Annotated in this window: 14 protein-coding genes; all 14 read right to left on the bottom strand. The window is 58.5% G+C overall.

The genetic code is table 11. The features are described 5' to 3' along the window. Positions 1 to 41: 41 nt before the first annotated feature. The gene (locus AAGR08_RS09115) at positions 42 to 1319 is read right to left on the bottom strand and encodes an ABC transporter substrate-binding protein (RefSeq protein WP_345829710.1); all 1278 of its coding nucleotides are present in this window, start codon (positions 1317 to 1319) and stop codon (positions 42 to 44) included. A gap of 27 nt (positions 1320 to 1346) precedes the next feature. Beyond that, complete coding sequence (locus AAGR08_RS09110; RefSeq protein WP_345829709.1) at positions 1347 to 2447, bottom strand: ABC transporter ATP-binding protein; 1101 nt, start codon at positions 2445 to 2447, stop codon at positions 1347 to 1349. A gap of 96 nt (positions 2448 to 2543) precedes the next feature. Next, on the bottom strand, positions 2544 to 3548 hold the full coding sequence (locus AAGR08_RS09105; RefSeq protein ID WP_097097298.1) for an ABC transporter permease: 1005 nt from the start codon (positions 3546 to 3548) through the stop codon (positions 2544 to 2546). Beyond that, on the bottom strand, positions 3541 to 4485 hold the full coding sequence (locus tag AAGR08_RS09100; protein ID WP_345829707.1) for an ABC transporter permease: 945 nt from the start codon (positions 4483 to 4485) through the stop codon (positions 3541 to 3543). Before AAGR08_RS09100 ends, AAGR08_RS09105 begins: the two co-directional genes overlap by 8 nt. A gap of 1 nt (position 4486) precedes the next feature. Beyond that, complete coding sequence (locus tag AAGR08_RS09095) at positions 4487 to 6115, bottom strand: ABC transporter ATP-binding protein (protein WP_345829706.1); 1629 nt, start codon at positions 6113 to 6115, stop codon at positions 4487 to 4489. A 9-nt stretch (positions 6116 to 6124) separates the two neighbouring features. Beyond that, positions 6125 to 7876, bottom strand: a complete 1752-nt coding sequence (locus AAGR08_RS09090; RefSeq protein WP_345829705.1) for an ABC transporter substrate-binding protein — start codon at positions 7874 to 7876, stop codon at positions 6125 to 6127. Positions 7877 to 7896: 20 nt separating this feature from the next. Next, positions 7897 to 9105: a GNAT family N-acetyltransferase gene (locus AAGR08_RS09085; RefSeq protein WP_345829704.1), complete on the bottom strand. Its 1209-nt coding sequence runs from the start codon at positions 9103 to 9105 to the stop codon at positions 7897 to 7899. A 10-nt stretch (positions 9106 to 9115) separates the two neighbouring features. Next, positions 9116 to 10339, bottom strand: a complete 1224-nt coding sequence (locus AAGR08_RS09080) for an acyl-CoA dehydrogenase family protein (protein ID WP_345829702.1) — start codon at positions 10337 to 10339, stop codon at positions 9116 to 9118. Between the two features lie 18 nt (positions 10340 to 10357). Then, a complete protein-coding gene (locus tag AAGR08_RS09075; RefSeq protein ID WP_345829701.1) occupies positions 10358 to 11506 on the bottom strand; it encodes an LLM class flavin-dependent oxidoreductase in 1149 nt (382 codons plus the stop codon). Then, the gene (locus AAGR08_RS09070; protein ID WP_097097292.1) at positions 11503 to 12918 is read right to left on the bottom strand and encodes an LLM class flavin-dependent oxidoreductase; all 1416 of its coding nucleotides are present in this window, start codon (positions 12916 to 12918) and stop codon (positions 11503 to 11505) included. The genes AAGR08_RS09075 and AAGR08_RS09070 overlap by 4 nt, the downstream gene beginning before the upstream one ends. A gap of 18 nt (positions 12919 to 12936) precedes the next feature. Further along, complete coding sequence (locus AAGR08_RS09065; protein ID WP_097097291.1) at positions 12937 to 14556, bottom strand: dipeptide ABC transporter ATP-binding protein; 1620 nt, start codon at positions 14554 to 14556, stop codon at positions 12937 to 12939. After that, positions 14556 to 15383: an ABC transporter permease gene (locus AAGR08_RS09060; RefSeq protein ID WP_345829699.1), complete on the bottom strand. Its 828-nt coding sequence runs from the start codon at positions 15381 to 15383 to the stop codon at positions 14556 to 14558. Before AAGR08_RS09060 ends, AAGR08_RS09065 begins: the two co-directional genes overlap by 1 nt. Continuing rightward, positions 15380 to 16333, bottom strand: a complete 954-nt coding sequence (locus AAGR08_RS09055) for an ABC transporter permease (RefSeq protein ID WP_345829698.1) — start codon at positions 16331 to 16333, stop codon at positions 15380 to 15382. Before AAGR08_RS09055 ends, AAGR08_RS09060 begins: the two co-directional genes overlap by 4 nt. Further along, positions 16330 to 17949 carry an ABC transporter substrate-binding protein gene (locus tag AAGR08_RS09050; RefSeq protein ID WP_097097288.1) on the bottom strand — a complete coding sequence of 540 codons (1620 nt, stop codon included), beginning with the start codon at positions 17947 to 17949 and terminating at the stop codon, positions 16330 to 16332. Before AAGR08_RS09050 ends, AAGR08_RS09055 begins: the two co-directional genes overlap by 4 nt. Between the last annotated feature and the right edge of the window lie 121 nt (positions 17950 to 18070).

Raw genomic sequence — 18070 nt, 5'->3', positions numbered from 1 at the left:
GGGACGACGAATCGGCGCGACGGCGAGAGGCGTACTCATGGTTATTGATACGCCTTTAACAGACGATCGGCCTGCTGCTGCGCATCTTCCAGCGCCTCGGCGGGGGTTTTCGCCTGAGTCACCGCTGCTTCAACCGCGTGGTTCAGTGCATCCTGAATCTGCACGCTGTTGTAGGTGGAGAGTTCCGGCTGCGCGTACTTCAACTGCTCACGCGCCACCAATGCCTGCGGCACCTGTTTCACGTAATCCTTCATCACCGGGGTTTCCCAGGCCGCTGGAGAAGTGGCGACATAACCGGTCGCGATACTCCAGCGCGCCGCCTGCTCGGGCGACGTTACCCAGCGGATAAATTCCATCGCGGCTTTCTGCTGTTCTGGCGAGGCATTTTTGAATACATACAGGTTGCCGCCGCCGGTTGGGCTGCCGCGCTGGGTCTTCTCTGGCAGCATCGCCACGCCGAACGGGAATGTCGCGTTGTCGCGTACGTTAGTCAGATTACCGGTGGTGGTGATCATCATCGCGGTTTTACCGCTGATAAAATCCTGCGGCGTGGTGCCCCATGCAATCGCCCCCTTCGGCGACACCTGCTCTTTTTGCCCCAGATCGGTCAACCACTGCAGGGTTTCTACGTTGCCCGGCGTGTTGAAGTTAACGGCGGTGCCTGCGCCGTTATCCAGACGACCGCCGTTGGTGGCGGACAAGCCCTGGAAGTTCCAGTAGCCGTTTGGCGTGGAGGGAATTTCGATGCCCCACTGGCTGACGCCGTTGGCATCGTTAATCGTCAGTTTCTTACTGAACGCCACCACCTGCTGCCAGTTAGCCGGCGGCGTATCGGCGTTCAAGCCGGCTTTCTCAAACGCCTGTTTGTTCCAGTACATCACCACGGTAGAACGCTGGAACGGCACGCCCCACACTTTGCCGTCAATGTGACGCAGAAACGCCGGATAGAAACCGTCGATCCACTTTTTACCTTCGTCACCGGTTGCCAGATCGCTGGCCGCCACGATGGCCCCGGCATCGATCAGCGAATAGGCTTCGATATCCCCGATAACCGCCAGCTGTGGCGCATTGCCACCGCGAAACGCCGTCAAGGCTTTGGTGACGGTGGTGGCATAGTCACCGGTATACACCGGCTGAATGCTCACTTCCGGGTGCTGTTTTTGGAAATCAGCGACCAGCGCATCCACGGTGTGGCTCACTTTGCCCCCTACCGCGATCGGATAATACATTTGCAGCTTGACCGGATCGGCGGCGAAGGCAGAAGCCGCACTACAGAGCATGAAAACAGAGGCCAAACGTGAATAACGAATCGCAGACATGATATTCCCTTAAGCAAATGACAACGGTTAAACGGCGTATTTTTTCTGTGAGGCAAACATGTTGGGTTCTGCATGGGCGCAGCGCTTGCCGCTCGCGCTATAAAACAGATACTGGCGCGCGGCAGACCACTGCAATCCCACTTCACAGCCGTCGGCGAAATGGTGCATCCCCGGTACTTTGACCGTCAGCGGTTCTGCTATTCCCGCAAGCATGCACACCAACAGCGTGTCGGCGCCCATATATTCCGCGCCGACCGCTGTTGCGGTCAGTGCAGCGTGTTCCGGCGCAATCAGTTGGATATCTTCAGCCCGTAATCCCAGACTGAGCGCCGCCGCGCGATATTCCACCACCGGCGTCGAGAGATGACTTAGGTAGTGATGATTATCCCGCTGCTGCAGCGGCAGAATGTTCATTGGCGGCGCCCCAATAAACTGCGCGGCGAAGATGCTGGCAGGATTGTTATAGAGGTCGTCCGGCGTGCCGTGCTGTTCAATGCGGCCATCGTTGAGCAGAATAATGCTGTCGGCCATGCTCATCGCCTCGGTCTGATCGTGCGTCACGTAAAGCAGCGTCAACGCCAGCTTTTTCTGCAGGGCGCGGATTTCACGGCGCATGCTTTGCCGCAGTTTGGCATCCAGATTCGACAATGGCTCATCCATCAAGCACAGCGTGTTATTGGCGATGACCGCTCTGCCCAGCGCCACGCGCTGCTGCTGTCCGCCAGAGAGCTGCGAAGGCAAACGGGCGAGCAGTGTATCGAGCTCCAGCAATTGACTGACGTTATCGAGCCGGGCGGCATAGGTGTGCTTATCTTCGCCGCGCGCTTTCAGGCCAAACAGTAGGTTCTCGCGCACGTTAAGGTGCGGGAACAGCGCGTAGGATTGAAACACCATTGAAAGCTTGCGCTGCGACGGCGGCAGATGGGTGATATCGCTATGTTTGAAGTGGATCGTGCCGCCTTCCGCCGTTTCCAGTCCGGCAATGGTGCGCAGCAGCGTGGATTTGCCACAGCCCGATGGGCCAAGCAGCGCGACAAAGCTCCCTTCTGCGGCGTCAAAGCTGATGTCATTCAGGGCGATTTTCTCGCCCCAGGCCTTGGTAATATGATGAAGCGACAGGTGGCTCATGCATCGGCAATCCAAAAATCAGAATGGCGGTAAGCTAGCGGAAGGAAATGAAGGATTTATGTCGTTGAGATGACGCTACGGTGATGCCCCCTGACATCACCCTTCACGCACATGGCTACTGAACACCGCCTTTTGGATAATATCCACCAGGGTATTGCACAGAATAAAGGCGCAGGCGGCGAAAATGGTGGTGCCAATCACCACCGGAAAATCCCCGTCCAGCGCCGCATCAATCGCCAACCGGCCTACGCCATCCAGCCCGAACATCTTCTCCGTGACGATCGCGCCGCCCATGATCGCCGCCAGTTCCATGCCGGTTAATACCAGCACCGGACTCATCGCCGGCTTAAGTGCGTGATCAAAATAGACGCGCCATTCGCTAACGCCTTTGGCGCGCGCGGTACGAATATAATCGTGATTCAGCACTTCGAGCATGCTGGCACGAATAACGCGCTGAAAAATACCGATCTCGGCCAGCGCCAGCGTCAGCCACGGCAACAGCAAATGCCGTAACCATTGCCAGACATCCTCGCTAAACGCGACATAGCCGCCCGCCGGAAAGAGGTCGATCCCGTGCAGTGAGAGCTGATAGAAGAGAAAAAAGATAATCAGCATACCGCTCAGAAAGGTCGGCAGCGACAGCGCCGCATAGGAAAACAGCGCTAAGACGCGATCGATAAAACCCTCGCGATAGCGTGCCGCGAGCACGCCCGTTACCATAGAAATGGCCATCCATATCACTAACGCACCGCATGCCAGTGACAACGTCACCGGAGCTTTAGACAGAATCAGCTCGGTTACCGGCATCTGGAATCGAAATGAGTAGCCCAGCGCCGGTGGCCAGTGCATTAATCCCACGGCTGTCCCCTGAATTTCCGGGCCACGCCACAGGAAATAGCCAAGCTGCTGATACCAGGGATCGTTCAGATGCAGCGCGCGCGCCACCGCCGCAATGGTTTCAGGCGTGGCGTTACGCGGTGCCAGCATCACCGCCGGATCCTGATAGGCAATGCGTGTCAGCATAAAGGCGGCAATCAGCACCAGCAGCAACGTCAGAGCCGCACGCAAAATTGGTGAGACAATAGCGAAAAATTTAGCCATGAGCGCGGTCCAGATGAGGATCAAACACGTTGCGTAAGCCACTGCTTAACGAATTAAAGCCGAGTACGGTAAAAAATAGCGCCAGCGCAGGTGCCGCCAAAAACCACGGTTGTACCTGATACATCGCCGAACGTTGCACATCGGCAATCATATTGCCCAGACTGGCGGCCGGTGCCGGTACACCGACGCCAAGAAATGACAGCGTGGCTTCGGCAATAATATTGGTCGGCAGCTGAATCGCCCAGTAGACGCCCACGGTCGGCAATACCGCTGGCAAAATTTCACGCCACAAAATGTGCCAGCGCGTCATACCCATCAGCTGCGCGGCGGCAACAAACTCCTGATGACGCAGATGCAGCACCAGTCCGCGCGTAAGACGCGCGAAATAGCCCCATGAGAAAAAGGTAATCACCGCCACCACCACCCAGCCAGGATCGACCTTGGCCCCGCCGTCGCTACTGTGATTGAGCGCCAGCAAACTTAACGCAGTGACGACAAACGGAAACGACAGCACCAGATTAATCACCTGCTGGCACAGCAGATCAATACGTCCACCGCGATAGCCGCCAATCAGTCCCACCAGCAAGCCGATGATCATCGCTAACGTGGTGGCAGGAATCGCCACCAGCAGCGACACCCGCGTGCCGTATAGCGTACGGACCAACACATCGCGGCCATTATCATCCGCCCCCAGCGGAAACGCGCGCGTGGGGCCAAGCGGAATCCCCATGTCGTTTAGCGCCGTATCACGAAACTGTTCAGTTTCGCCATGCCCCAATTCGTGCGCCACCCAGGGCGCACTCAGCGCGGCAAGCACCACCAGCACCACGATAATCAGGCCACGGCGGGCACTGCCTTCTTGTACGATCCGCCGCCATATCCTCGCCGGATGCGCGGCGGGCGCGCTCGGGCTATCGATAAGTGATTGCTCCGTCATGTCACTGCTCCTCTGCCATCGCTATTCCACGCGCTTGTCCCGGAATAGCCGCCAGTAACTGTTGCGTCCACGGCTGCTGTGGACGTGAGAAGATCTGTTCACTGCTGCCCTGCTCAATAATCTCACCGTCCCTGAGTACCAACACGCGGTCGCACAACGCGGCCACGGCGGAGAGATCGTGTGAGATAAACAGCAGCGACAGCGATTGCTCGCGGCGCAAACGCATCAGCAGTTGAATAATGCGATGCTGGGTGGTGACATCCAGCGCCGACACCGCTTCATCAGCCACAATCAGCTGCGGCTTCATCGCCAGCGCCCGGGCGATGGCCACGCGTTGACGCTGTCCACCCGAAAGCTGCGCGGGATAGCGCGTGGCCAGTTCAGCGGCTAACTCAACGGTGTGCAGCAGCTGATTCACTGCCGTATGGAGTGCGCTTGCCGTCAGGGGCTGGCCGGTTTCACGCCGCGCGGTAAGCTGCAGCGGATCGCGCAGGATATCCGCTACGCGTCGCCGGGCATTAAGACTGTTGTAGGGATCCTGAAACACCATCTGCACCGCGTAACGCAGAGGATGCTGATGCAGCCCGCGCGCGTCCCCTGCCCGCTGCCAGATCTCACCGTTCAACACTATCTCGCCCTGATCCGGCCGATCGAGCCCCACGATAATCCGTCCCAGCGTGGTTTTACCGGAGCCGGATTCGCCAACCAGACCAAGAATTTCACCTTTGCGCAGGGTAAAAGCGATGTTTTGCAGCACCTGCTGCTGCCGTGTCACCCACAGCGAGCGTCGGACAAACGATCGGGCTAACGCCTTAACCTGCAACAGCACTTCACCCGGTACATGCGCGGGCTGAGGTGGAAACTGATGCCAACCCGCCGCCAGCAGCGCGCGGGTATACGAATGCTGCGGCGCGGCGAACAGGACGTTTTTCTCCGCTGACTCGACGATGCGGCCTTGCTGCATCACTACCACGCGATCGGCGATATCCGCCACCACGCGTAAATCGTGGCTGATAAAGATCAGGGCACAGCCGTGCTGCTGCTGCAGACGTTTTAACAGCCGCAGGATGCTGGCCTGTACCGTGACGTCCAGCGCCGTGGTCGGCTCATCGGCCACGATCAGCTTAGGGTTCAGCGCAATGGCCATGGCGATCATCACGCGTTGCCGCATCCCGCCAGAAAACTGCGCAGGACGATCGTGATAGCGCTGAGCAGCATCACGTATGCCCACCTCCTCCAGCAGCGCCAGCACGCGCGTGCGCAATGCTTTACGACGCAGCCGCTGATGCGCGCTAATCGCCTCTTCAATTTGTTGGCCGATGCTTTTCAACGGATGCAGATTACTCAGCGGATCTTGCGAAATGTAGCCAATCTGCGCCCCACGTAGCCGCCGGTAGTGCGCCGCGCTGAGATCGTTAAGCCGTATCCCATCAAACAGCCGTTCACCCTTCACCTCAGCACTGGCCGGCAACAGGCCCAACACTGCCAGCAGGCTCAGGCTCTTGCCTGAGCCTGATTCCCCGACGATCGCCAGCGTTTCCCCTGGCGCCACGGCAAAGCTCACCTGTTGAACACGTGGTGATTGCTGATGAAAGCCAATCGTTAACTGGTCAACGCACAGCAGCGGCATAGATTCCCCTTATGGCTTCACGGCGATGTTGGTGATATCGGCCTGCGTTGCCAGTGATGACCACGTCCAATGGGTGACGCGATCGGAGGTGATAGCAACGCGGCGTTTCTCAAACAGCGGAATCCACGGCAGATCGGCGGACACTAAACGATCGGCCTGCGCCCAAATTGGCCCTGGGTTATCTGAGCCGTAGGCCTGCTTCGCTAACGCGTTTAGCTGCGGATTGCTGTAGCAAATGGCATAGACATTGCCACGGCCGCACGGCGCGGCATCAGAGTTCAGCCAGCCGCCCAGCAACATGCGCGTCGCCGGACCTTGCCAATCAGGCGAGGTCTGCGCCAGTGCCAGATCCCAGCGATTAGCGGGACTTTGCAGATAGGCCATAAACTGCGGTGGCGGAACCGGATTGAGGTTGAGGGTGATCCCCGCTTTCGCCAGGTCTTCCTTCAAAATAACCGCCAGGGTGCTGAACTGATTGTTGGCGCGATACACCAGATCAAAACTCAGCCCATTGGGGAAGCCCGCCTCCTGCAACAGCGCTTTGGCTTTCGCCGGGTCGCCTTTGTTATCGGCGGTGGGATAGAGATCGAGGTTCTCATGCCCTAACAGCGTGCTGGTAATAATCTGCCCCAGCGGTAGCGCCGCAATTTTCCCGCCCTGCGCCTGCACCAGGTGTGCACGATTCACCGCATAGGTCAGCGCCTGACGCACTTTCAGATTTCGCAGTGCGGTAGCGCCTGCGCTTTTCGCTTCCGGCTGGGCGTTAATGGCGATGAAGTTGGCGGCCCCGCTGTTGGCAGCGTGCAGATAAGGGCTGTTTTTGATCGCGTACTGGCGGATCACCGCCTGCGGTGGCACATCCAGATAGAGCGACAAATCGGCATCACCGGCCTGAATGCGTTGCGTGACGCTGTCTTCATTGTTACCGGTGAAGCTAATCTCAATGTTATCGACATAGGCCTTGCGCGCCGGATCCTGCGCATGGTTGTAATCTGCCACTTTTTTCAGCAATAGCTTCTGCCCACTTTGATACTCCGCCACGCTATAAGGTCCGCTGGAGGGGAAATGCTTACGCAGCTCCGGCGAGTCTGGATAGTATTTCGCCACAATCTCTTCCGGCAGCGGCGTGACGAAGTTCATCGACAGGATATTGAGGAAATCGTAGTTTTTGCTGTCGGAGCGCAGCACCAGCGTTTTATCATCCGGCGCGCTGACGCCGGCGATCTCATGGGAATCAATAAAGGCCTGGGTGGCCGCTAAATCGCCGGTCGGCACCCTGGAAAAATCTTTGCAGTAGGCAGCAAAACCGGAGAAGGCGAGGTTAAAATAGTTCACGGCGGCCACCGGCTTATTGGGATCGCAGAAGCGTTTGATGGTGTAGACAAAGTCCTTCGCCACAATCGGCCGGGTGGTCGGTCCCGCGAAGTGAATGCCGTCGCGCAGATGGAAGGTATAGGTTTTGCCATCGGCGCTGACGTCCCAGGATTTGGCTAAATCCGGCACCAGCGCCGTATCGTCTTTCAGGCTTTGCGGCGATCCCGCATAGGTCACCAGCTGGCGGGTTACCGCGCGCATGATTTCCCATGAATCCACCGAGTAGCCGGTTTGCGGATCAAAGGCATCGATATCGGACTGCAGCGAGGCAATCCGCAGCGTCCCACCCGACTGCGGCACCTCTGCCGCCGTGGCATTCAGTGCGGCCGTCGCCATCAACGCCAACAGCATACTCTGGCCCGCGAGGGGCCAACGTGCTTTACGCATGACATTTCTCCTGGTATCAATCAAAAAAACAGCCCGGACCATGGCTGCTCAGCCACGGCAAACAGCCGTTCAAGGTGTTCCGCAACGTGCGGACGATGAATGTGAATGTTTTGGCTATAAATCAACTGCCACACGCGACTGCCGCCCAGTATTAAGCTGGCCAGCGCATCAACGCTTAAGGTGGCATCGGGTTGCGCTTCACTGCGCGTGATGCCCTGCGCTGCGATGCGCCAGCGCCCCTGATTGTGCGGCAGCAGCGGATCGCGAATGTCGAGGATCACCGCGTCATCCGTGGCAAAAGTACGTGCCTGTAATACGGCCTGCACATCAACAATGCGCAGCCAGCTTTCATCGCGCTGCGCACTGACGGTGACGGCGCGCGGGTTATCCACCAGCAGCGGCAACGGATCATCGACAGGACGTGAAGGAAAATGCAGGTGCCGGGTGATATCCAGCTGCAACAGAAAAGCGATTAAGCGGCGATAGCTGTCGCCATCCGGCGCATGCAGATCGTCTACCACCAACGTGCGATCGCGGCTGTAAAGCCAGTTGTCATCCGGTTGCGCGTGATAGCGGACAAACGCTTGCGCTTCACCGTGTTGCACGTCGAACGCCACATAATGGTTAAGATTGCTGTGCGTCAGACGATGCTGCTGCATCGCCCACCACTGCGGCCAGCGGCTTAAGGTCCCTGCTCGCCATGACGGAAAACGTTGCACCACGGCGATTTGCTGCGCCCAGGCATCCGCCGCCGGTCGCAGCTGTATCTGCCCCGGCACGGCGGGCAGCTGCAGCAGCTCCCGCTTATCCAGTTGATAGCTGCTTAACCAACTGGCGATGCCGTAGCCCAGACGACGATACAGCGTGCCCTGCGAGGCGCGCAGCGTCGCCACCGCCACGCCGCGCCGGTGAAATTCGTGCAGCTGAGCGCTCAGCAGCGCACGCATCACGCCGCGCCGGGTAAAATGCGGCAGCACGCCAACATGAGTGACGGCGCTGTGTGAAACGCGCTGGCCGCCCGGCAGCGTCAGTTCACCGCTAAAACTGTTGGTGGTGCCCACCAGTTCACCCTCCAGCCAGGCGCCCCATACGCGCTGGGGTTCCAGATAGCGTTCAACCCACTGCTCCTGCGGCGTGACACCGCCCGGCAGGCCAAACATCGCATGACGAAACGTCTGCGCGGCGGCCAATAAGGTGGGCGCGTCATCAATTAAACGGACTTGCGGCATGATCGACGCTCTACGCTTTTTTCGGTGGCGCGTAGACGCGCGGGGTGGGCAGTTTGCCCGTCAGCACATAATCCCCCACCTCACGAATGCGGTAGCTCACCGGATCGTGCAGCGTGTGCGTGCGCACGTTACGCCAGTAAACATCCAGTCCGTAGCGATTGTCGGTTGAGCGGCCACCGGTGAGTTCAAACAGTTCATGACTGATTTTCAGCGCCACGTTATTCGCAATCACTTTGGCCTGATCGGTTAACAGCGCCAGTTCGCCCCACTGTGCTTCCGTTAACGCATCGCCAGCATGGAAAGCGGCCTGGTAGGTGCGCGCCGTCTTCTCCGCCAGCGCAATACCCGCCGCAAGTTCCGAGGCGAGTTCACCGGCCTTCAGGCGGTGATAAGGATCATCCAGCGCCTGTTCTACGCCCGACTCTGGCCACGGTCTTACGCTGGTACGGAAATAGTGGGCGGCGTGCTTCAGCGCGCCTTCAGCGATGCCCAAATAGAAGTGCACGAAAATTAGCTGGCTGAACTGATTACGTAACGCATTACGCAGTACCGCGCTGGCGGGGTTCTGTTCCAGCCCGGTGAGACGATCCTGTGGACGTAGACGAACACGGTCAAAATCCAGCGTGCCGCTGGCGGTGAGGCGTTGTCCCAGGTTATCCCAGTCATCATTAAAGCGGATGCCGGGTTGATCGGCCGTCACCTGATACTGCACCAGCTGGTCATCAATCCAGACGGCGATCGTCATCACTTGCGACACCGCCGCGCCGGTGGCAAAGGTGCGGCGGCCGCTGACTAAGACATCGTCGCCATCCCACTCCAGCTTCAGGCGTGGATCGCGCGGATTACTAATGCTGGACTGGAACCAGCCGTGCTCAACAATGCCGCGCGCAATGAATTCCCACTGCGTACGATTGCCCAGGATGTAGCTCCAGACGCCGTTCGAATAGTGATAGGCGATGAGCTGCCCCAGCGAACCGTCGGCGGCCGAGATAATGCGGCTGATCTCCAGCGCCTGCACCAGATCGACGCCGCCGCCACCCAGCGATTTCGGCACCGCCAGTTTTAACAGCCCGCTTTGGCGCAGCCAGTCGATCTCTTCAAACGGATGCTGATTAGCCCGGTCGCGCGTCTGTAAGGTGCTGGCCAGACGATCGGCCACCTGCTGTGCTACCTGCTTCCAGTGCGCGAATTCTTGCTCGCTGACGCCCTGATAAATGTCGTTGGCGTGACTCATAATATGCCTCTGGTGATGTTATGAAGTGGAAGAAACAACGAAACCTTCGCGACGTAAAATTGCGCCGGCGCCCTCGCCAAACCACCAGGCTTCTTCCAGGTGCGGCTGGCCGGACAAAATAAAGTGGTCGATACCTAACGCGTGATAGGCTTTAATCTGGTCGGCAACCTGCTGATGGCTGCCCACCAGCGCGGTGCCAACGCCGCCGCGTACCAGCCCGTAACCGCTCCAGATATGCGGCGCGATTTCCAGCGCCCGCACGTTCTCCGGCGTGACCTGTTCGGCCTGAATAGTGTTGAGCAACGCAATCATGCGCTGCTGCCCCACCGATTCCGTGCGGCTGAGCAGCGTTTGCGCGCTATGAATGCGCTGCGGCGTGACGTTTTGCAGCAGGCGCGCGGCTTCACGCCAGGCGTCCTCTTCGCTGTCGCGACTGATGACATGAAAACGAATACCCAGTGACAACGTGCGGCCCTGTACCGCCGCCGCCGCGCGGACCTCGGCCAGCCGCGGTGCGACCTGATCCAACGGTTCTCCCCATGTCAGCCAGGTATCGGCATGGGTGGCCGCAACCTGCTGCGCCGCAGCACTGGCGCCGCCAAAAAAGACCGGCGGCACCGCCCAGGGTGACGGCAGCAGCGTCGCCTGATCCAGCTGATAATGTTCACCGTGAAAATCGAAGGGTTGCCCGTTGGCGCGCGCGGCGCTGACGCCCTTAAACGCCGCAATAAATTCGCCGCTGCGCGCGTAGCGCTGATCGTGATTGAGGCGATCGCCATAGCGCCGCTGTTCAACCGGATCGCCGCCGGTCACCACGTTGATCAGTAACCGACCCTGTGTGAGCCGCTGGAACGTGGCCGCCTGATGCGCTGCCAGCGTCGGCGAGATAAAACCAGGGCGGAAGGCAACAATAAATTTAAGACGCTCGGTGTGCTGGCTAATCGCCATGGTGCTCAGCCAGGCATCTTCGCACCAGCTGCCGGTCGGCGTTAGCACACCTTCGAAGCCCAGACGTTCAGCGCTGCGCGCGATATCAATCAGATAGTCGAGCGTGGCGGCGCGATAATCCTGACCAATACCGGCAATGTGCTGCGAGTCATCACCGGCACCGACAATTTCGCGGCTGTCGCCGTTGGTGGGTAAATACCAGTGCAGATGAAGGCTCATGCCTCGCTCTCCGGGTAGCGGTGCGCACGCAAATCACTAAAACGCAAACCGGGGTGGTCGGCGCGCAGGCGGCGCTGACCTTCGCCCTGCAATCTTTCGCGCAGCGTCAGTGCGCGCCCATCGGGACGACGCATGCGCCCGCGTGCCTGCAGCTCCGGCGCAACCCAGCGCGCAAAATCTTCAAAGCTACCGGGGCTGATGGCATAGGCCAGATTGAAACCATCAATGCCGGATTCATCCGCCAGTTTCTCAAGCGCATCCGCCACGGTTTGCGCACTCCCGACCAGCGTAGGATGAATGCCGCCAATGCCGATGTAGTCACTGATGTCGCCTACCGTCCACACCCGCTCAGCATCAATACGCGTTAATCCCGCCAATGCCGAACGGCCCGCATTGGTTTCGATATATTGCAACGGGGCATCCAGCGGCCAGGCGGACCAATCCACGCCGGTCCAGGCAGAGAACAGCGCCAGCGCGGCTTCCTGGCTGGTGTAACTGAGATAATCCTGGAATTTGGCGTGCGCCTTCTCATCGGTTTCATCGACCACGACGCTAACCGCCGTGATAAAGCGGATGGCCTCATCGGCGCGCCCTTCTTCTCGTGCCGCCGCGCGGATGCGATCGATATTGTTACGAATCGACTGCGCCGTGGTGCCGCCGAGAAACACCACTTCGGCATTTTGCGCGGCGAACTGACGGCCGCGATCGGAGGTGCCCGCCTGAAATAACACCGGCGTGCGCTGCGGGCTCGGTTCACTGAGATGCGCATCCGGCACGCTGAACCAGCGGCCTTTATGCCGGATAGGATGGACTTTGGCCGGATCGGTATAAACACGGGCTTGTTTGTCGCGCCGCACCGCATCCTCTTCCCACGATCCTTCCCACAGCTTGTAGGTCACCTCAAGAAACTCCTGCGCGCGCTCATAACGTTCGTCATGATCCATCTGGCGTTCGAGTCCAAGATTGCGGGCGGCTGATTCCAGTACCGAGGTGACGATATTCCATGCCACGCGCCCTTTGGTGAGATGATCGAGGGTGGTGAACTTGCGCGCCAGCAGATAGGGGTGTTCATAAGTAGTGGAAACGGTAATGCCGAACCCCAGCTGGGTGGTGACCGCAGCCATCGCCGAGACCAACAGCAGCGGATCGTTAACCGGCGACTGGGCGGCGGTGCGCAGCGCAGCATCCGGTTTGCCTTGATAGACATCGATCTGCCCGAGCGCGTCAGCAATGAACATCGCATCAAAACCGGCATCATCCAGCACGCGGGCAATGTGGGTCCAGTAGCCTAGCGACGTGTATTCACTGGCGCGGTCATCAGGATGGCGCCACAGTCCGGCCGAGACGTGGCCCACAACATTCATTATGAAGCCGTTAAACAGCAGAGTTTTTTTCGCGCTGACGTTACTCATCATCGGTCCTTATCAGGGTTAAGCACGTTGCCGGTCGCGATCGATAACCGCATCCGGTAACAAATTGGCCGCCAGCAAACGCTGCGTGACAGCGTGCCGCTGCGGGGCATACAGCGCATGACGCGGAAAATCATCCACCACCTTGCCGCCCTCCATCACCACAATGCGCTGGCAAAACTGGGTGACTAACGCGAGGTTATGGCTGACAAACAGACAGCTGAGCTGACGCTGCTGATGCAGCTGCGTCAGCAGCCGCATTACCTGCGCCTGAATGGAGAGATCGAGCGCAGAGGTCGGCTCATCCAGCAGCAGGCAGCTCGGATTCACCACCAACGCGCGCGCAATATTGGCGCGCTGACGCTGACCACCGGAGAGCTGGTGCGGATAGCGTGCCAGCAGCGCCGGATTCAGCCCCACTTCACTAAAGACCTGCTGCGCGCGCAGCAAGGCTTCCGTTCGGTTGCTGGCGCTGCTGAGCCGTAGCTGCGGACGGATCAGCTGCTCGCGTAGCGTTAGGCGGGGATTAAAGGAAGCCAGGCTATCCTGAAAAACACACTGCACCTGACGGCGAAACGCCCGCTGTGCGTCGGCATCGGCTAGCGTGAGCGGCTGACCGGCAAAGCGCACCGAACCACGCGTGGGGGCGATTAACTGGGCAAGCAGGCGCAGCAGCGTCGATTTTCCCGAGCCGGATTCGCCAATTACGCCCACCACTTCGCCCTGCCCGATCTGCACATCAACGGCATCCACCGCGCTAAAGGCGCTTTTCTGGGGCCACCAGCGCGCGGGCTGCCGTCGCCAGTAGTCGCGACCGATACCGCTGGCCTGCAACAATATGGCGCTATCGGATGGGCTAACCGGCTGCAAATCCGGGCGCGGCACGGCCGCCAGTAACGTTTGCGTGTAGGGATGCTGCGGGCGCGCAATGATGTCGCGGGTAACGCCGGTTTCAACGATGACGCCCTGACGCATCACGGCAACCCGATCGGCCAGCGCGGCGACGACGCCAAAATCATGGGTGATCAGCAGCATCGCCATATTGTGCTGGCCGCGCAGTTCGCGTAGCAGCGACAGCACCTCAAATTGCACGCTGGCATCCAGCGCGGTGGTCGGTTCATCGGCGATTAACAGCGACGGTTGGCACATTACTGCCAGCGCAATCAGCACGCGCTGGCGCATGCCGCCGCTCAGCTCATGCGGAAAGAGATCAAACACGTGCTGCGCTTCGCGAATATGCATGCGCTCCAGCCAGCGCAGCGCTTCCGCGCGTAAAGCCGCACCGCGCAGCGAGGGATTGAGCCGACGCAGGTTGTGTTGCAACTGTTTGCCCACGCGCCAGGAGGGATCGAGCGTGGATAGCGAATTCTGAAACACCATCGCGATGTCGTGGCCGCGTAACCGATTTAATAGGCTTTCAGGCTGATTGAGCAGTGAACGCCCGCTAAAGTGGATCGCGCCGCTGGCCTGCGCCGTCGCGGGCAGCAATCCCAGAATCGCCGCTGCGGTCAGGCTTTTTCCCGATCCTGATTCCCCCGCCAGCGCCAGCACTTCACCCGGCGCCAGCGTCAACGAAACCTCCTTGACCGCAACCTGATCGCCAAATTGCACCTTGAGCTGCGAGACGGTTAATAGGTTCATCACAGCCCCTTACGATGTGGATCGAGCATGTCGCGCAGACCGTCGCCGAGCCAGTTAAAGGCCAGCGATACCACCACAATGGCGCACGCAGGAAGCGTGGCGATGTGCGGAGCGCCGAGGATCATCCATTGCGTCCCTTCGCCCACCATGCGCCCCCAATCCGCCTGCGGCGGCTGAACGCCAAGGCCAAGAAAGCTCAATCCCGCCAGGAATACCACCATGCCGCCCAGCAGCGAGGTGGTGTACACCAGCAGCGGCGTGGCCACATTGAGCAGCAGCTCACGAAACAGGATGTCGCTATGGCTCGCGCCCTGGGCATGCAGCGCCTCGACATACTCCTTCCTCACTTCTGCACGCGTGTCGCTGTACACCACCCGCGTCAGGTATGGCACCACGCTACAAATCAGAGTGATCGTCACCGTGAGATAGCCGCTGCCCAACACGGCGGAGAGACCAATCGCCAGCAGCACCATGGGAAAAGCAAACAGCATATCGGTGATGCGCATGATGAAAGCAGAGAACGCCGAGTCGCGATAACCGGCCAGCATGCCAAACGCCAGGCTGAGCAGCGCAGCAACAATAACCGGTAAGATCGATGCGCCTAGCGCGCTGCGGCCGCCCCAGATCAGGCGACTCAACATGTCGCGTCCCTGATTGTCAACACCAAGCCAATGCCCCGGGGTGCCGGGCGGTGCAAGTCGTAAACCGGTAAACGACTGCAGGGGATCGTAAGGCGCCAGCCACGGTGCCAGCGCGGAAATCATCACGATCAGCAGCAGAATGAGTAAACTGCCCGCCGCCAGGCGTTGCTTGAAAAATGCCTTCATTGGTGACCTCGCTGACGCGGATTGAGCCAATCCTGCAGCAGATCGCTCAGCAAATTGACGGTGAGAAAGCAGATGGCGACCAGCATCACGCCGGTTTGAATGGTGGGATAATCCTGGCCAGCCGCCGCGTTATAGAGCTGTGAGCCAATGCCGGGCCAGGCGAAAATTTTTTCGATAAAAATTACCCCGCTCAGCAGATAGCCAATCTGTAAGCCGGTAATACCAACAATGGGCGCCAGCAGATTGCGGCCTACGTGGCGCCACAGCAGCACCGCTGGCGAATAACCCAGCGCGCGATAGGTGCGCAAATAATCTTCATTGAGAATGGTGATGACGCTGTTACGCACCTGACGGGCGAGGATCAGCATGGAGATCAGCGCGGTGGAGAGTGCCGGTAGCCAAAGGTGATGCAGCAGATCCAGCAGGCCCCGGTCGCCACGCATGTCATACATGCCGGAAACCGGGAACCAGCGCAATTTGACGGCAAACAGCCAGATAACGAACACACCTAACCAGAAAATGGGGATATTGTGGCCGAGTTGGACCACCAGCATCACCACGCGATCGCGTCGCGTGCCGTGCCACAAACCGCACAGCACACCAATAATCACACCTGGGATCAGGCACAGCAGCACCGCTGCGCCGGTCAGAATCGCTGTATTGGCAAAGGCACCGCTCAGCACCTCAATCACTGGCGTACGCATGGTGAGCGAGATGCCCCAATTACCGGTAAACAGATTTTTAAGCCACAGCAGATATTGCAGCGCGGCCGGTTTATCCAGGCCATAAAGCTGGCGGATTTGCTCGATCGATTCCTGCGAAAGCTGCCCCGCTAAGGCGTTGGTAATCGGATCACCAGGCGCCAGCTTGGCAATCAGAAAGACCAGCAGCGAGATCAAAAACACCAGCGGTATCGCCTGCAACAGGCGCATGGCGATCAATCGCATCATGCTTTTAACCACACGCGGGTTAAATCATAAAAGTTCTGCGCCGGCACGTTGAAGCCTTGTACCGCCGGCGAACTGCTGAAGACGCGATTAAGCTCCAGCAACGGAACAAAAGCCGCCTGCTCCTGAAACTTTTGGTTAATCTGCTGCCACAGCACCAGCGCCTGTTGGCGATCAACCGTTACCGCAGCCCGATCGATGAGTGGTGCTACCCCGGTAATCACCGCCTCGCCTTTGCCGCGGCTCACCACATAGTTTTTCCACGCCACGCGCAGCCATTGCGGTGAGATCAGGCCCCACTCCATGGTAAATAAGCCGGTCTCATCAGCCAGGTTGGCGAGGTGCGAGCTGTAAGTGATCCACTCCTGCGAGATAACCTTCACATTGATGCCCACTTTGCTGAGATCGCGCTGGATCCACTCGATCACCGCCTGATTCTGATCGTAGGTAATGATGGTGAAGCTGACCTCGCCAGGCTGGAAACCGGCGTCTGTCAGGAGCTTTTTTGCCCCGTCGGGGTCGTAGGGATAATCTTTCTGGCTGGCGAGAAACGCCTCATTGGAGCGATTAAGAATGTTGTAGCTCGCCACGGCATGGCCGTTAAGCAGGCTCTTTACCAGGCCTTCGCGATCGATGGCTTTTATCACGGCCTGGCGCACGGCCAGCTGGCGGGTAAATTTGTTGGCAAAATTCCAGCCGAGGAACAGTTGATTGGCTTCCACGCTGTCATGCACGGTGTATCCACTCTGTTCCAGCAGATCGACCGCGTCCGTTGGGGTACGCGACAAGATATCAACCTGGCCAGACTGCAAGGCGCTGATACCGGTGCTGCCATCCAGAATCGGCCGGAAGATAATGCGCTGCATATAGGGCTTTTTACCCCACCAGCGTTCATTGCGCAGCAATTCGGTATGATCGTTACGTACGCGAGAGACAAACTGATACGGCCCGGTGCCAGTGGGATGTTCAGCTAAGCCATCTTGTCCCCATTTCTGCAGGGCGGCCGGGCTGAAGATGCCTGAAACCCAGTTACCTTGCGGCAGGAAGCGCAGGAAATCCGGGAAGGGTTGATTGAAATGATAGGCCACCGTGTGGGCATCAATGACTTCGACAGTTTTCAGGTCGCTATAGACCTGTGCCATAGTGGCCTGCGATTGACGATCAAAATATTCAAATTGCGGATCGGTAAAACGGCGCACATTAAATCTTACTGCTTCAGCGTCAAACGCCGTGCCATCATGAAATACTACGTCGCTGCGCAGATGAAACGTGTAAATAGTGGCGTTTTCATTCACTTCCCAATGCGTTGCCAGCGCAGGAATAATCGGTGGCGTACCTTTAGCGGCAGGAACCGATAAATCTTCGGCAACCAACGATTCATAAATATGTTTATCTACGCGGTAGGTTTCATACGAATATTGGCGATTCGGGTCATAAATAGTGGGTTCTAAAGCCTGCCCCACTACCAGGGTTTTACCATAGCGTTGACTCTCTTCATCAGCCGCCAGCAACGGGAGCGAGGTTCCCATGCCAATAAAAACGGCGGAGGATAATGCAGAAAGCTTAAGCAGCAAACGGCGCGCGTGATTAACCGTCTGATCGGATTGATTTTTTGACATGGTGTTTTCCACTGGTTGCAGGCAATTAAACAATAAATCATTAATAATCAATGCATTGATTGATTATCTCTTATAGTAAAATTACGGTAGCACGCAGATTTAGATTATTTAAATGCCTTTT

Source organism: Pantoea sp. BRR-3P, from assembly GCF_039621635.1.
In the GTDB taxonomy this organism is placed as follows: Bacteria; Pseudomonadota; Gammaproteobacteria; order Enterobacterales; family Enterobacteriaceae; genus Pantoea; species Pantoea floridensis.
This window is presented reverse-complemented; position numbering and strand designations above follow the sequence as displayed.

Bases quoted from the DNA above. Each gene is read 5' to 3' on its own strand.
- AAGR08_RS09110 (WP_345829709.1), bottom strand. From the start codon at position 2,447: ATGAGCCACCTGTCGCTTCATCATATTACCAAGGCCTGGGGCGAGAAA.
- AAGR08_RS09055 (WP_345829698.1), bottom strand. From the start codon at position 16,333: ATGATGCGATTGATCGCCATGCGCCTGTTGCAGGCGATACCGCTGGTG.
- AAGR08_RS09085 (WP_345829704.1), bottom strand. From the start codon at position 9,105: ATGCCGCAAGTCCGTTTAATTGATGACGCGCCCACCTTATTGGCCGCC.
- AAGR08_RS09090 (WP_345829705.1), bottom strand. From the start codon at position 7,876: ATGCGTAAAGCACGTTGGCCCCTCGCGGGCCAGAGTATGCTGTTGGCG.
- AAGR08_RS09105 (WP_097097298.1), bottom strand. From the start codon at position 3,548: ATGGCTAAATTTTTCGCTATTGTCTCACCAATTTTGCGTGCGGCTCTG.
- AAGR08_RS09060 (WP_345829699.1), bottom strand. From the start codon at position 15,383: ATGAAGGCATTTTTCAAGCAACGCCTGGCGGCGGGCAGTTTACTCATT.
- AAGR08_RS09080 (WP_345829702.1), bottom strand. From the start codon at position 10,339: ATGAGTCACGCCAACGACATTTATCAGGGCGTCAGCGAGCAAGAATTC.
- AAGR08_RS09050 (WP_097097288.1), bottom strand. From the start codon at position 17,949: ATGTCAAAAAATCAATCCGATCAGACGGTTAATCACGCGCGCCGTTTG.
- AAGR08_RS09070 (WP_097097292.1), bottom strand. From the start codon at position 12,918: ATGAGTAACGTCAGCGCGAAAAAAACTCTGCTGTTTAACGGCTTCATA.
- AAGR08_RS09065 (WP_097097291.1), bottom strand. From the start codon at position 14,556: ATGAACCTATTAACCGTCTCGCAGCTCAAGGTGCAATTTGGCGATCAG.
- AAGR08_RS09095 (WP_345829706.1), bottom strand. From the start codon at position 6,115: ATGCCGCTGCTGTGCGTTGACCAGTTAACGATTGGCTTTCATCAGCAA.
- AAGR08_RS09075 (WP_345829701.1), bottom strand. From the start codon at position 11,506: ATGAGCCTTCATCTGCACTGGTATTTACCCACCAACGGCGACAGCCGC.
- AAGR08_RS09100 (WP_345829707.1), bottom strand. From the start codon at position 4,485: ATGACGGAGCAATCACTTATCGATAGCCCGAGCGCGCCCGCCGCGCAT.
- AAGR08_RS09115 (WP_345829710.1), bottom strand. From the start codon at position 1,319: ATGTCTGCGATTCGTTATTCACGTTTGGCCTCTGTTTTCATGCTCTGT.